11 protein-coding genes are annotated in these 14,904 nt (G+C 69.9%); 6 read left to right on the top strand and 5 right to left on the bottom strand.

Features of this window, described 5'->3' with window-relative positions; translation table 11 throughout:
* Positions 1–21 precede the first annotated feature (21 nt).
* From RQG77_RS00435 to RQG77_RS00410, 6 genes are all read left to right on the top strand, one after another.
* Complete coding sequence (locus RQG77_RS00435; RefSeq protein ID WP_311242932.1) at positions 22–1,533, top strand: beta-N-acetylhexosaminidase; 1,512 nt, start codon at positions 22–24, stop codon at positions 1,531–1,533.
* Positions 1,530–2,696 carry an N-acetylglucosamine-6-phosphate deacetylase gene (gene nagA, locus RQG77_RS00430; RefSeq protein WP_311242931.1) on the top strand — a complete coding sequence of 389 codons (1,167 nt, stop codon included), beginning with the start codon at positions 1,530–1,532 and terminating at the stop codon, positions 2,694–2,696. Before RQG77_RS00435 ends, nagA begins: the two co-directional genes overlap by 4 nt.
* Before the next feature lie 475 nt (positions 2,697–3,171).
* Positions 3,172–5,190 carry a sigma-70 family RNA polymerase sigma factor gene (locus tag RQG77_RS00425; protein WP_311242930.1) on the top strand — a complete coding sequence of 673 codons (2,019 nt, stop codon included), beginning with the start codon at positions 3,172–3,174 and terminating at the stop codon, positions 5,188–5,190.
* Positions 5,191–5,241: 51 nt separating this feature from the next.
* On the top strand, positions 5,242–5,613 hold the full coding sequence (locus RQG77_RS00420; protein ID WP_311242929.1) for a YrdB family protein: 372 nt from the start codon (positions 5,242–5,244) through the stop codon (positions 5,611–5,613).
* Positions 5,610–6,974: an FAD-linked oxidase C-terminal domain-containing protein gene (locus RQG77_RS00415; RefSeq protein ID WP_311242928.1), complete on the top strand. Its 1,365-nt coding sequence runs from the start codon at positions 5,610–5,612 to the stop codon at positions 6,972–6,974. The genes RQG77_RS00420 and RQG77_RS00415 overlap by 4 nt, the downstream gene beginning before the upstream one ends.
* Positions 6,967–7,374, top strand: coding sequence for an NUDIX domain-containing protein (locus RQG77_RS00410; RefSeq protein WP_311242927.1), 408 nt, complete (start codon positions 6,967–6,969; stop codon positions 7,372–7,374). The genes RQG77_RS00415 and RQG77_RS00410 overlap by 8 nt, the downstream gene beginning before the upstream one ends.
* 10 nt (positions 7,375–7,384) lie before the next feature.
* Here the strand turns inward: RQG77_RS00410 and nagB are convergent, their stop codons facing one another.
* The 5 genes from nagB to RQG77_RS00385 all read right to left on the bottom strand — a co-directional run bounded on the left by nagB (position 7,385) and on the right by RQG77_RS00385 (position 14,892).
* Positions 7,385–8,164, bottom strand: a complete 780-nt coding sequence (gene nagB, locus RQG77_RS00405; RefSeq protein WP_311242926.1) for a glucosamine-6-phosphate deaminase — start codon at positions 8,162–8,164, stop codon at positions 7,385–7,387.
* Positions 8,157–9,122: an ROK family protein gene (locus RQG77_RS00400; protein ID WP_311242925.1), complete on the bottom strand. Its 966-nt coding sequence runs from the start codon at positions 9,120–9,122 to the stop codon at positions 8,157–8,159. Before RQG77_RS00400 ends, nagB begins: the two co-directional genes overlap by 8 nt.
* A gap of 40 nt (positions 9,123–9,162) precedes the next feature.
* Positions 9,163–10,350 carry an ROK family transcriptional regulator gene (locus tag RQG77_RS00395; RefSeq protein ID WP_311242924.1) on the bottom strand — a complete coding sequence of 396 codons (1,188 nt, stop codon included), beginning with the start codon at positions 10,348–10,350 and terminating at the stop codon, positions 9,163–9,165.
* Positions 10,351–10,429: 79 nt separating this feature from the next.
* The gene (locus tag RQG77_RS00390) at positions 10,430–13,684 is read right to left on the bottom strand and encodes a family 20 glycosylhydrolase (RefSeq protein ID WP_311242923.1); all 3,255 of its coding nucleotides are present in this window, start codon (positions 13,682–13,684) and stop codon (positions 10,430–10,432) included.
* Positions 13,675–14,892, bottom strand: a complete 1,218-nt coding sequence (locus RQG77_RS00385; RefSeq protein ID WP_311242922.1) for an alanine racemase — start codon at positions 14,890–14,892, stop codon at positions 13,675–13,677. The genes RQG77_RS00390 and RQG77_RS00385 overlap by 10 nt, the downstream gene beginning before the upstream one ends.
* Positions 14,893–14,904: the final 12 nt, after the last annotated feature.

Below are 14,904 nucleotides of genomic sequence, written 5' to 3'. Positions count from 1 at the left end.
GGCGCAGGGTAGGTTTTGTTCATGGTCCTTCCCCATTCCATGCCTCTGGTCCCCCTGCCCGTTTCCGCCATCGTCGGCGATGGTCGGATGCCCCTCTCCCAGACAGCTCGAGTCGTCGGCGACTCCCCTGTCGCCGCTCACCTGATCGACGCCGTCGCTCGGCGGAGCGGTATCCGCCTCACCCGTTCCTCCGACGCGACGGGAGAGATCATCCTCCGCATCGACGCAGAGGCAGCAGCCCCGGAGGGCTACACGCTCACGGTCGCCGACTCGGTCGAGATCGTCGGAGGCGACGAGGCCGGCCTGTTCTACGGCGTGCAGACGCTGCTGCAGCTGCTCCGCGAGGACGACGACGGCTGGACTTTCCTCTGCACGGAGATCACCGACGCACCTCGATTCGCACGCCGCGGCGTGATGCTCGACGTCACACGACACTTCTTCTCGGTCGACGAGGTCAAGAAGTTCATCGACAGCACGAGCGCCCTCAAGTTCAATCACCTGCACCTGCACCTCAGCGATGACCAGGGCTGGCGCATCCACATCGACTCGTGGCCGAAGCTCACCGAGCTCGCGTCGTCCACCGCATCGCTCGGCGCCCCCGGCGGCTTCTATACGAAGGATGACTACCGCGAGATCGTCGCCTACGCCGCAGAGCACCACATGATCGTGATCCCCGAGGTCGATCTGCCCGGGCACACGCACGCCATCGGCGTCGCCTACCCCGAGCTCGTCGAGGCCCCGGTCATGAACGACAGTCTGCTCGCGGAGTCGGAGCGCCTCGGGCAGCCGCTGCCCGTCGCCGGTGAGCCCTACCTCGGGTGGGGAGTCGGGCATTCGAGCGTCCGCATCCACGAGGAGCGCACCTACGAGTTCGTGAGGGATGTCGTGCGGGAGCTGGCGGAGCTGACCCCCGGCCCGTACATCCACATCGGCGGAGACGAGTCGCTCGGCACCCCGCAGGCGGACTTCGATCTGTTCGTCGAGCGCGCCACCGCGATCGTCGTCGATGAGGGCAAGATCCCCCTCGCCTGGCACGAGGTCGGCGCCGCGAAGGACATCGCCGAGGGCACGGTCGGGCAGTACTGGGGCAAGACCACCCCGGAAGGCACGCATGCCGCAGAGGCCGCGCACTTCGTCGAGCGCGGCGGCGCGCTCATCATGTCGGCCGCCGACGTCGCCTACCTCGACATGAAGTACACCGCCGACTACCCGCTCGGACTCACCTGGGCGGCGATCATCGACGTCCGCTCCGCATACGAGTGGGAGCCCACCGAGGTGCTGAATGTCCCCGACACCGCGATCCTCGGCATCGAGGCTCCGCTGTGGAGCGAGACCACGCGCACGATCGACGAGGTCGAACGACTGGTCTTCCCGCGCGCAGCCGCACAGGCCGAGGTCGCGTGGTCCCCGCGCACCGCCCCCGAGCGCGGATGGGAGTCGTTCCGGGTGCGTCTCGGGTCGATGGCGCCACTGTGGAAGGCTGAGGCCGTCGACTTCCACCCCGCAGCAGAGATCCCCTGGAGCACACGATGACACCCGATTCCTCCGCGACCGGCTCACTCGTCGTCCACTCGGCCCGACTGGTCGACGACGGTGCGATCGTCGACGACGCCTGGGTGCGGATCGAGCACGGTCGAGTCGCGGCCCGCGGCGTCGGCGACACCTGGACTCCGGCTGAACAGGTCATCGATGCGACGGCGGTCGCCGGGGCGGGTGCCGTACTCACCCCCGGATTCATCGACATCCACGGTCACGGAGGCGCCGGCGCGTCGTTCGACGACGGCGTCGAGGCGATCCGCACGGCTCGAGCCCTGCATCGCCGGCACGGCACCACGCGTGCGGTCGTGTCGCTCGTGACCGCACCGCTCGATGACCTCGCACTGCGGGTCGGCGAGATCGCCGACCTCATGCAGACGGATGCCGACATCCTCGGATCGCACCTCGAGGGCCCGTTCCTCGACCCCGCTCACCACGGCGCCCACGAGCCGACGCTGCTCCGGGATCCCCTCGCCGCCGATGTCTCCCGCCTGCTCGAGGCGGGCCGGGGCACGATCCGACAGGTGACGATCGCTCCGGAACTCCCCGGCGGCCTCGACGCCATCCGGCTGATCGTCGATGCGGGAGCTGCAGCCGCCGTCGGCCACACGAGTGCGGATGCCGCGATGGCGGTCGCCGCCTTCGAGGCAGGTGCCTCGGTACTCACCCACGCGTTCAACGCGATGCCCGGCATCCACCATCGCGCCCCTGGGCCGGTGCTCGCCGCAGCCGCCGACCACCGTGTGGTGCTCGAGGCGATCGCCGACGACGTGCACCTCGACCCGCACGTGATCAAGCTCGTGTTCGACTCTGCGCCGGGGCGGGTCGCGCTCATCACCGACGCGATGGCAGCGGCCGGGAGCGCTGACGGCCACTACGACCTGGGCGCGGTCAGCGTGACGGTGAAGGACGGCATCGCCCGCGCCGACGACACCGGCTCGATCGCGGGTTCGACCCTCACTCAGGACGTCGCGCTGCGCAGGGCGATCGCCGCGGGCGTCGCACTGCCCGAGGCAGTACAGGCACTGACCGCGACTCCTGCCCGCGCGATCGGATACGGCGACAGGCTCGGACGTCTCGTCGACGGCTTCGCGGGAGACGCGGTACTGCTGGATGCGCAGCTGCGCGTCGTGCGCGTGTGGGTGGGCGACCGACCGTAGGCGGACGCCGCGCGCGCATCGACGCGCAGCTCTGCGTTCTCCGGTCGCGCCCCTCGTGGGTGAGGAGCCGCCGTTCCCCAGAGCGGCGGCCCCGTCACATTCCCCCCACGTCGAGAGCTGGCGGGCCGAGCGCTCCTCCCCCGAGGTGCCCGACCCACCATGCCGGTGCACTTACCCCTTGCACCAGCGCCTGAGCTCCGCCCCCCGGTGGAGCTCCATGGCTGTCTCTATGTGATGAGACGAAGTCGACCCGGATTCATTACGCGACTTCTCAGATCTTTTTTGGAGATTCTCGTCCAAGCCGACCGGATCCTCTCCTGAGCTGGGGTTTCTCCGATGAGCCTCGATCCGATGAAGATTCCTTCAAGGGGTGGCGACCCTGGGAGATTGGAGAGAGAATGGAGAAGACGCGTGATGAAAATGGGGTTCACGCGTCTCTTCATGTGGAGGCGCACTCGCGCTCCACGACAGATGGATGACAGTGGACCAGGACAGCACTTCGCACGAGGAATCGATCGCAGACGCCGATCTCGTCCTGCGCACCCGTTCGGGTGACGCGGCGGCGTTCGGAGAGCTCTGGAGGCGGCACTACCCATCGGGGATGTCCGTCGCGCGGTCGATCACGTCGTCGATCGACCCGGACGACCTCGTGCAGGAGTCGTACACCCGCATCTATCAGGCGATCATCAAGGGCGGCGGCCCGAACGGCTCGTTCCGCGCCTACCTGTTCACGAGCATCCGCAACACCGCAGCCGCCTGGGGACGGTCTCGCCGCGAGTCGGCGATCGACGAGCTCGACACCGTCGCAGACCCCGACAGCACCGAGCAGGCCGCGAACGAGGCCCTCGACCGCAGCCTCACCGCCCAGGCGTTCCGCAGCCTCCCCTCCCGCTGGCAGGAAGTGCTCTGGTACACCGAGATCGAGCAGATGAAGCCGCAAGAGGCAGGCCCTCTTCTCGGGATGAAGGCCGGCGCCGTCTCGCAGCTCGCGTTCCGCGCCCGCGAAGGCCTCCGGGAGGCCTGGATCCAGGCGCACCTGCGCAGTGCAGCAGCCGGCTCGGACTGCCAGTGGACCATCGAGCACCTCGGCGCATATTCGCGCGGCAATCTCAGCACCCGCGACCACAAGCGACTCGAACTGCACCTCGACGAGTGCGCTCGCTGCATGATCGTCGCCGCTGAAGCGAAGGACGTCTCGAAGCGGCTGGCGCTCGTGCTGCTCCCGCTCGTGCTCGGTGTGGCCGGTTCTGCCGGATACCTCGCCACCCTCCAGGGCGGCGGCACCCCGATCGTCGCACTCGCTGCGATGCCGTCGGGCATCACTCAGGGCGCAGCAGTCGCGGCAGGCGGAGGAACCGCATCCGGTGGCGTCGCCGGTGGTGCAAGCGGCTCGGCAGGTGGCTCCGCCGGCGGAGGCGCTGGTAGCACCGGAGGCGCGACCAGCGGCGGCATCTTCAGCGGAGTCGGCGCGCTCGTGGGAGCCGGATCCGCCGCGCTCGTCGTGGCAGGCGTCGTCGCCGCGGCCACGATCATCCCGGGACTCGCCGGAGCGAACCCGGCCGCGTCTCTGCCGAGCGCCGGTGACAGCGATTCGTCGTCGATCAGCTCCGATGTCGGTCCTGACGACGCGATGGCCGAAGACAAGCCCGTGACCGTCGACGACACCGAGCCCGAGAAACAGCCCGAGCTGCCGCCGGTCGAGGCACCCGTGACTCCGGAACCCGCAGAGGACACCGCTCCCGCGCTCGTGGCTCCTGCCGCTCCTGTCGAGGCGATCAAACCCGCACCGCCCGTCGAACCGGGCGCACCGGAAGAGCCGACGGAGCCCACTGACCCGACGGATCCGACTGATCCGACTGATCCGACTGATCCCACGGATCCGGCCGTTCCGACCACACCCATCGAGACGCAGGGCGCGAGCATCTGCGTGGACGACGACGGCGACGGGGCCACGCACGTCTCAGTGCCGGTCCTCGGGCAGCCGGGCGCCGACATCGAGGCGTTCCTCGGTCGCGGTGGCGGCGGAGACCGCCTGTCATTGAGCGACGCAGGCACCGGCACGGTCGACCTTCGACCGAATCTCGGTCAGATCATCCTCGGCACGACGGTCGAGATCCACTATGTGACCGACGAAGGGCCGGTTCTGCCTCACAACACGACCCTCGCAGGGCTCGGCGTGACACTCGACTCGGTACTGCTCGCGCCGTCCTGCCACGGGCAGGTCGACGAGGCCCTCGACGAGGCACCGGCCGACGAGCCGGCGCCGGTCGACCAGACGCTCGTCGCACCCGTGCAGACCGAAGTCCCCGCACCGGCCGAGACCGCCCCCGTCGAGGCACAGGCTCCTGCGGAGGCGCCTGCTGAGTCACCGGTCCCTGTCGACTCCCCCGCAACGGCGCCCGCCCCCGCGCCAGTCGAGGCGGTTGCACCCGAAGACGAGGCCCGGGTCGACGAACTCGTCGCTGTCGTTGACGAGGCCGCACCCGCGCTCTGACACTGCGTCTGCGGCGAATAGCCCTGCGTCTGCGGCGAATAGACTGGATCCATGCCCCAGGATCCCGCCTCAGTACCCGGCGTCGAGCGCCCGAACTTCACCGCACTCGACATCGTCCGCTCGATCGTCCTGGTGGTCGCCGTCGGCACTCTCGCGCTGTGGGGCTTCGCCCTGTGGTCGTTCCCGTGGAACATCATCATCGGCATCGGCGCTCCCGTCGTCGTGATCCTGGTCTGGGCGCTCTTCCTGTCGCCTCGTCCAGTGCTCCGGCTGCACCCGTTCCTCCGAGCGGCCGTCGAGCTGCTGATCTACGTCGGAGTGACGATCGCGTGGTGGCTGATGGAGCAGCCGATCATCGGCATCGCCTTCGCCGTGGTCGCCGTCGGAGCCGGCGTGGTGAGCGGCCGGCGCCGCATCGCATGAGCGCGCTCGATCAGCTGACCGCTGCTCTCGGCGAGCTCGTCGACACGACCCCGGCCACGCTCGACGACGCTCGCGCCGACAGGTCCGGACACGCCACCCCCGGCCGCCCGTTGGCGGTCGTGCACGCCGAGACCGTAGAGCATGTCCAGGCAGTGATGCGCATCGCGACCGCGACTCGTACACCCGTCGTCGTGCGCGGAGCAGGAACAGGCCTCGCCGGGGCTGCGAACGGCGGCCAGGGCGAGATCGTCCTCTCCACCCGGCGCATGACCGCGATCCACGAGATCCGCGCCGACGACCTGCTCGCGGTGGTCGAGCCGGGCATCCTCAACGCCGACCTCAACGACCTGCTCGCCGAGCACGGCCTGTGGTGGGCACCCGACCCCGCGAGCCGTGCGATCTCGACAGTGGGCGGCAACATCGCCACCGGCGCGGGCGGTCTCCTGTGCGCGAAGTACGGAGTGGTCCGCGACGCGGTGCTCGGCCTCGACCTGGTGCTCGCAGACGGACGCCTGCTGCACCTCGGCCACCGCAGCGTCAAGGGCGTGACCGGACTCGATCTCACCTCCCTCGTGATCGGCTCGGAGGGCACGCTCGGCGTCGTCGTCGGCGCCACCCTGAAGCTCCGCCGGCTCGTCGAGGGCACGACCTGCACCGTCACCGCGACCTTCCCCGACGTCCGCTCCGCCGCAGCCGCCTCTGCCGCCGTGACCGCTTCGGGCGTTCAGCCCGCGATCATGGAGCTCATGGATGCCGCGAGCCTGGCCGCCGTGGCTGCGCTGCTCGTGCTGCCCTCCCCGGCTGCCGGTAGCGCCCAGCTGACCATCCAGACGGATGGGCCGGCGGCCGTCACCGAGGCAGAGACCATCGAGGCGATCCTCTCGGCACACCACGGTGTGACGCAGGTCTCCCACGACCGTGAAGAGGGCGAGCGCCTGCTGGCCATCCGCCGAGCCATGCATCCGGCCATGTCCGCTCTCGGCACGACCCTCATCGAAGACGTGTCAGTGCCCCGCAGCGCCATGCCGGCGATGTTCGACGAGATCGCACGCATCGAGAAGGCGTACTCGATGAGCATTCCGACGGTGGCGCACGCCGGCGACGGCAATCTGCACCCCAACTTCATCTTCGAGGGCGCGGAACCTCCCGCCGAGGTGTGGGCGGCCGCAGACGAGCTGTTCCGCGCCGCGATCGCGCTCGGTGGAACGCTGACCGGCGAGCATGGGATCGGGACGCTGAAGAGCCGCTGGCTGGCCGACGAGCTCGGCGACGACCAGTGGGAGCTGCAGCGGCAGATCACCCGCGTGTTCGACCCGCTCGGCATCCTGAATCCCGGCAAGGTCTTCGCGGTCGATGCCTGACATCCACGTCAGCGCGGCAGTGATCGTCGACGCCGCTGGCCGGGTGCTGGTGGTGCGCAAACAGGGCACCACACGCTTCATGCAACCGGGTGGCAAGCCCGAACCCGGCGAGACCCCGTCGCAGACGTTGATCCGCGAGCTGCACGAGGAGCTCGGGCTGAGACTCGACGAGGGCAACCTCGAGCCGTTGGGCACGTTCGTCTCCGAGGCCGCGAACGAACCGGGTCATCGCGTCGTCGCCGAGGCGTTCTCCGTCGCCATCGCGGCAGCGGAGGTCACGGTGCAGGCGGAGCTCGCCGAGCTCCGCTGGATCACCCCGGCCGACGCCGAGACGCTGCCGCTCGCCCCGCTCAGCGTGGAGCACCTGCTCCCCCTCGCGTGGCCCTCGTCGGGGCCCTGAGGCCGAAGCCTCAGATGCCCTGCCAGGCGGGCTTGTTCGCGTAGGTGTAGCGGTAGTAGTCGGCGAGCTTCAGACGCGATGCCGCAGCCTCGTCGACCACGACCGTCGCGTGCGGGTGCAGCTGAATCGCGGAGCCGGGGAGGATGGCCGAGAGCGGCCCCTCGACGGCGTCCGCGACGGCCTGCGCCTTGCCCTCGCCGAAGGCGAGCAGCACGAGGTGACGAGCGCGCAGGATCGTGCCCAGCCCCTGCGTGATGCAGTGCATCGGCACGTCGTCGATCGAATCGAAGAAGCGTGCGTTGTCCGCACGGGTCTGCTCGGTGAGGGTCTTCACTCGCGTGCGCGAGGCGAACGACGAGCCCGGCTCGTTGAAGCCGATGTGACCGTCGGTGCCGATGCCGAGGATCTGCAGGTCGACGCCCCCGGCCGCGTCGATGGCGGTCTCGTAGTCCTCGCCGGCGTGCTGGATGGTGGCCTGAGCGCCGTTCGGCACGTGGATGCGCCGGGGGTCGAGTCCGAGCGGCTCGACGACATCGCGGGTGATCACCGAACGGTAGCTCTCGGGGTGCGCCGGGTCGAGGCCGACGTACTCATCGAGCGCGAAGCCGCGGACCTGCGACACGTCGCGACCCGCGAGCCTGGCACGCAGCGCCTGGTACACCGGAAGCGGGGTCGAGCCCGTCGCGAGTCCGAGCACGGCATCCGGGCGACCGTCGATCAGCTCGACGATCTCGGCGGCGACAAGCGCGCCTGCCGCTTCGGCGTTCTCGACGATGACGACTTCAGCCATGGGAAACAGTCTCCTTGGTGGGGGTGGATGATCCGACGAGAGCGGAGCCGAGGGCGGCAGCGGGAGAACCCGCCGGGAGCAGCTCGATCCGCTCGTCGAGGTGCAGCGAACGCATGAACGCCGAGGCCTCGGCTCCTGCCTGGAGGGCACTGCGCACGCCCGCGTACAGGCGATCGCCGAGGGAGGTGAGGCCGCCGCCGATGATCACGCGTTCGACGTCGGCCGAGAGCACGAGTGCGCGCACCGCGGCCGCGGCGCCGTGGAAGAGATCGGCGCGAAGTTCCAGGGCACGCTCGTCTCCGGCCTCCGCTGCGTCCAGGATGTCGCGCACCGGCAGTGCGCCGGGACGATCCCAGGCGCGTGCCAGCGCACCTCCGCCGCAGAAGGTCTCGATGCACCCGCGCTGGCCGCAGCCGCACAGGCGTCCGCGCGGATCGACCGAGAGATGGCCGACCTCGCCGGCCGTCCCTCGTGCTCCGCGCCAGATGGTGCCGTCGACGACGATCCCCGCGGCGACTCCCGTGCCGAGATTGAGGTAGGCCATGGATCCGTCGATGCCGCGGAGCACGGCGGCGCCGAGTGCGGCCGCCTTCACGTCGTTCTCGACCCTGACCGGGATGCCGAGTCGGCGGCCGGCGAGCCCTGCGAGGTCGAGCGATTCGACGCCGAGGTTCACGGCGTGCAGCACGCGCCCCGTGTCGGCGTCGACGAGTCCCGGGATGCCGACGCCCACCGATTCGACGGCGGAGCGTGCGAAGCCGCCCTCGGCGGCCAGCGCGTCGACGGCGTCGACGATGCTGACGACGACCGCGTCCTCGCCCCATCCCGTCGGACGACGGAGGCGCGCGAGGATGTCGCCCTCGGGCGACACCGCCACCGCGTCGATCTTGGTTCCCCCGACGTCCAGGCCCACTCGAATCCGCCGACCGGAGAGGTCGACGGCGATCGCATCCGTCATCGGATGTCGCTCCTGCTCGTCTTCGAGTCGCCCACGCGCATCACGAGACGCCCAGCTGACTGGACAGCACCATCACGGCCGCACCTCGCAGAACGATGTCGTCCTGCTGCGTGCGGCGGATGAGAGCGTCTTCGAAGACACCCTCGAGCGTGCGTGCGTGGAGGGTCTCGACGGCGGCATCGATCAGCACGCCGTCGAGCAGGTCTCCGGGCCCCGAGAGCACGACCTCCGACAGGTCGAGAGCCGCGACGATCGGGGCGATCGCGATGCCCATACGGGTGCCGGCGTCGCGGAGGATCTCGTCGCGTGATCCGGGAGAGGCGTCGATGGCCGGGCGGAGTCGTGTCTCGCTGAGCCAGGCTTCGAGGCAGCCGTCCTTGCCGCAGGCGCAGCGAGGACCGCCATCGGTGCCGACCACCACGTGACCGATCTCACCCGCGGCGAACCGGCTGCCGAGAAGCGGCTGGCTGCCCGTGATGACACCGGCACCCACTCCTCGACCGATCTTGATGAGCATGAAGTCGGCCTTGGCCTCGCCGAACGTGTACTCGGCGAGAACGGCGGCATTGGCGTCGTTGCGCACGAGCACCGGGAGATCGAGGTCGATCCCGAGCTTGGCCTCGAGCGGGAGGTTACTCCACCCGAGGTTCGGAGAGCTGAGCACGACACCGTCGGGGCGGACGACACCCGGCGAGCCGATGCCGACGCCGAGGATCGGCTGGGTCGCGGTCGCGGCCAGGGCGCGCGCGAGCTCGAGCGTGGCGGCGTAGGCGGCATCCCCGTCTGCGCTCTCGGGACGCGGAACCTCTCGGCGTTCGAGCACATCGCCGTCGAGGCTGAGCAGCGCACCCACGAAGGCGTTCGGGCCCGACAGATCGAGGCCGATGATCTGGTGCCCCACGCGATCGATGTCGATGAGGATCGGAGGCTTGCCAGGGCCGACGGTCTCGCGAACACCCATCTCGATCACGATGCCGTCGGCGATGAACTCGGCGACGAGGTCGGAGATCGTGACTCTCGTCAGTCCCGTCTCCCGCGAGAGATCCGCTCGGCTCATGGCACCCGAGTGGTAGAGCGTCTGCAGGACGAGCGCGCGATTGTGGCCGCGCGCGTGCTCCGGGAGCACCTTGGAGCGCGAGCGCAGGTGGCGCCCGGGGCCGAAGGCGTGTGCGCTCGCAGCGACGTAGTCTGACGACGTCGATGGACGAGGATCATCCGATACGGACATGTTTGTTAGTAGACCTTACGAACAAAAATTGCGCAACCCCTGCCTCGTGTAGCACAGGGAGGGTTACGGAAACGTTACATTATGCCGAGAGTGACTCGTCGGCGCTTGTGGACGGGTCGATCAGACGAGCCACGAGACCCGCCACGATCTCCTCCCGCGCCTCCCGCGTAAGTGGCTTCCCCGGCACTCCGGGCTGCCGTTGCAAGGGCGCCGGCCCGTCGAGAGGACGATACCGCACCCCCGCCTCGGCGAGCCGCCGCAGGTGGGCGGGAAGCCGACGGCCGAAGCCCTCGAAAGGAGGAGGATCGCCACCGTCCCAGAGCCGCTCCGCGATCGCCGCGAGCCGGGGGAACATCGCGAAGTCGACTCGATCCCTGGTCGGCAGATGCTCGGTCCAGACGTTGGCCTGGCCACCGGACGCGCCGTCCTCGATGCGGAGCGTGTATGCACGCTCGATCGGAAGCGGCGGTCCGACGCGGATCGGCTCCTCCGCGGACTCGGACTGGGGGTAGTCGAGGTACACCTCGAGGTCGGGACACGCGATGACCGGGATGCCGCGCCGCAGCGCCGCGCGCATCGCGACCGGACCGCGCCAGGCGAGGATCTCGACGCCGTCGGGAACGTCGCCCTCCAGCACCTCGTCCCACGCCAGCGCCGTGCGGCCACGAGCTCGCACGTGTGCGACGAAGTGCGACGTGAACCACGGTTGGACGTCGTGCGGTGTCGCAAGATCCAGCTCGCGCATCCGCTCCCCCGCAGCCGCGCTCTGCGCCCACTCGGTCACCGGCACCTCGTCACCGCCGATCCCGATCCACGGCGAATCGAACAGGTCGCACAGCGCGTCGATAGCGGCTCGACCGAACGCGAGAGCCTCCTCCGTGGGCGCGAGGGTCCGAGGATTCACGCCGAACCGCTCCCACGGCGCCGAGACCGGTTCCCCCACGTCGGTGTTGCCGAGCTCGGGGTAGGCGGCCAAGCCCGCCTGGATGTGCCCCGGCAGCTCGACCTCCGGCACGATCGTGACGAAACGCTCGGCGGCATAGGCGATCAGCTCGCGCAGCTCGGCATCCGTGTAGTACCCCTCGTGCACGCCGGGTTCGACCGTGGCGAGCGGGCCGTGTCCCCGTTGCGTCGACTCTCGGCGAGCGCCGATCTCGGTCAGCCTCGGGAATCCGGGCACCTCGAAGCGCCAGCCCTGATCATCGGTCACATGCAGGTGGAGCACGGTGAGGTGGTGGTCGGCGAGCAGGTCCACGAGCCGGCGAACGTCGTCGATCGGGCGGAAGTGCCTGGCGACATCGAGCATGACGCCGCGCCAACCGTAGGCGGGCGCGCCCTGCCACGTGCCTGCGGGGATGCGGGACTGCTCCGCACCGGGATCGCGCAGCTGCCGCAGCACCGTGACACCCCGGAAGACGCCGACAGGACTCGCGCCGCTGACCTCGATCCCCGACGCCGAGACCTTCACCCGGAAGGCCTCCTCGACGATGCGTCCGCTCGCGAACGACTCCCCTGCCAGGGACTCATCGATCAGGAGCGTGATCGCGGGATCCGATCCCTCGTTCTCCTGAAGAGCGCTCAGGCGAGCGGCGGTCGAGGCGAGCGAGGCCGGCGCGACGACCGGGGTGCGCGCCGTCCAGTGGAACGGCGGTGCGGTCGCGTCGATATCGAACGGCGCGAGGGGAACCGTGGACCTGTGTGCGGGCGGCGGCATGCGCAGAGCACGACCCGGCGTCGCTCCCGTGACCGAATCTCCGGTGACCACCGGCACGCCGGCGACGAGCACTTCGGCTATCCCGAGCGGGCCGCCGTGCGGCGACTCGAAGGTCGCCCCGGCCGCGATGGTCTCCGGGTCGAACAGCACCAGATCGGCTGTCGCCCCTTCGCGGATGATCCCCCGCGGCGCATCGCCCCGGTCGAGGCCCAGACGCGAAGCCGGTGTGCCGGACAGGTGGCGGACCGCCTCTTCGAGGGTGAGCACTCCGAGCTCTCGCACGTAGTGCCCGAGGTAGCGGGGGAAGGTGCCTCGACCTCGAGGATGAGGCCGCGCGCCGATCAGGATCCCGTCGCTGCCGCCGCTGTGGCGGGGGTGACGCATGATGGCTCTGACGTTGTCCTCGTCGCCGATGTGCATCAGGATGCCGGTCGCCCCGGCATCCGCGAGGATCGTGTCGAGCACCACGTCCACGGCACGCCGTCCCGACGACGAAGCGATCTCGGAGACAGTGCGTCCCACCAGGTCCGAGAGCCGTGGATCGGCGGTCCCGGAGATCTGGATCGCATCCCAGTCGGCGCGCTCACCGTGGAATCCGTCGCATCCGATCTCTTCGAGCTCCACCCGCACGCTCTCTCGCCCTGCGTCGTCGAGTGCCGCGATCGCACCCAGCAGATCGCCGCTCTCCGCGAGCCTGCTGGGCAGCAGCGCCGCGAGGGTCGTGGCACCGGGCAGGTACGGGTACGTGTCGAGGGTGACGTCCACCCCGTCGTCGACGGCCTGGTCGACGAGGGCCAGCAGCTCTGCCGCGCGACCGCGGTTCGGGGCAAAGTTCATCGTGGCGTGAGTGAGGTGGATGGGGCATCCGGTCCGTCGGCCGATGTCCAGTGCCTCACGGTAGGCGTCGAGTGCCGCCCCTCCGTAGCTGCGAGTGTGGGGCGCCCAGTATCCGCCCCGCTCCGCGACGATCCGGCAGAGCGCTTCGAGTTCAGCGGTATCGGCGTACATCCCCGGCGTGTAGGTCAGCCCGCTCGACATCCCGAAGGCGCCGGCGTCCATCGCCGCGCCCAGGATCTCGGACATCTCGGCGATCTCGGCCGCGGTCGCCGCACGGTTCTCGTGTCCGATCACCATCATCCGGAGATTGCCCTGGGGCACGAGAACCGCGGCATTGGCGACGGAGACGGCGTCGATCGCGGCGAGCAGATCGTCCATCGACCGCCACGGCACGTCATCGGGAAGGCCGTTCCAGCCGGCGATCTGCGCGGGGATGATCGCCGCGGTGGCGTCGTCGAGGGGCGCGTAGCCCAGGCCGTCCTGCCCGAGGACCTCGGTCGTCACGCCCTGACGGATCTTCGCATCGTGGCTCGCTCCCCGGAGGACGGCCAGCTCGCTGTGCGCGTGCATGTCGATGAAACCGGGCGCGAGCACCAGCCCCGTCGCCAGGATCTCGACCGCATCGGCCGGGAGCTCGAGCTCTCGCTCGTCGCCCTCACGGAGCACCGCGACGACGCGCGCGCCCTCGACGGCGACGTCGGCGAAGAAACGGTCGGCTCCCGTCCCGTCGACCACCGTGGCGCTCCGGTACACCCTGACCGGCTTCTCGCCGCTCAGAAGCATGTCGCCACCGCCCCGATGACGCGCGGATCCGCGGCATCCGGGTCGTCGATGATCGCGACCACTCGCCACTTGTCGAAGGCGGTGCACGGGTGCGAGAGCCCGAGACGCACCACATCGCCCTGCGAGACGGATGCCCCGTGCGCAAGGCTCAGGAAGGCATGCTGGTCGTTGAGCGCCGTGATCTCACCCTCGACGCTCTGCGGCACCGGCAGGTCGAGATCGAACGGCACATCGCGGCGCCCGGCGTCGAGCAGGGCGAGTCCGTCTTCGGGCTGCGACACGACTCTCGACCAGGCGTGCATGGCCGAGCGGAGCGGATCCGTCGACGTCAGCGCGCCGAACGGAGACATCCGCGAGTAGAAGCCGTCGTCGTGGATCTGGAACGCCCCTGACCGCAGCACGATGTCGGCGTCGCCGCGGTGAGGTGCCAGGATCGCGGCTGCGCGATCGGGGAACGAGCTTCCGCCGGCGCTGAGCACGGGGCGGATGCCATTCGGGTAGGTGAGTCGCTCGTGCAGCTGCACGAGCGTCGACAGATACGTGTCGACGGATGCGACCGACGCGTCGCTGCGATCCGGACCGAACGGCCCCTCATAGCCCGTGACTCCGGCGAGTCGGAGGCCCGGCGAAGCGGTGATCGCCTGCGCTATGCGCTCCCCCTCCTCGAGGGTGCGCGCTCCCGTGCGACCTCCGGCCCCGCCGAGCTCGACGAGGACGTCGAGGGGCCGGGGTGCGTCGGCGAGCGCGCCGGCGAGGATCTCGACGGTCACCACGGAGTCCGCCCAGCAGAGGATGCGGAGGCCATCGTCGGCGGCGAGCAGGTCGCCGAGGTGGCACGCGGCCGCAGCATCGGTGACGGCGTTCGCGATCAGGACGGTTCTGACCCCGGCGTCTACGGCGACCTCGGCCTGCCACGGCGTCGCGACCGAGATGCCCCATGCGCCCGCATCGAGCAGTCGCTGCCAGAGCGCCGGGGCCATGGTGGTCTTGCCGTGCGGAGCCAGCAGCACGCCCTGCGCCGCCGCCCAGCCGAACACGGTCGACTCGTTGTGGGCGAGCGCCGCCTCATGCACGGTGAGCACGGGGGTCACGAGGTCCGAGAGGTGCAGATCCGCGCCCGGCACCTCCGAGAGACGCAGGCCCGAGGCGTGCGCGGGAAAACCTTTGGTCCAGGGGCCGAGAACAGGATCCGGGATTTGTAGAGGCATCTAACAAGGCTA

This window comes from Microbacterium sp. WCS2018Hpa-23 (assembly GCF_031843845.1).
GTDB lineage: Bacteria > Actinomycetota > Actinomycetes > Actinomycetales > Microbacteriaceae > Microbacterium.
This window is presented reverse-complemented; position numbering and strand designations above follow the sequence as displayed.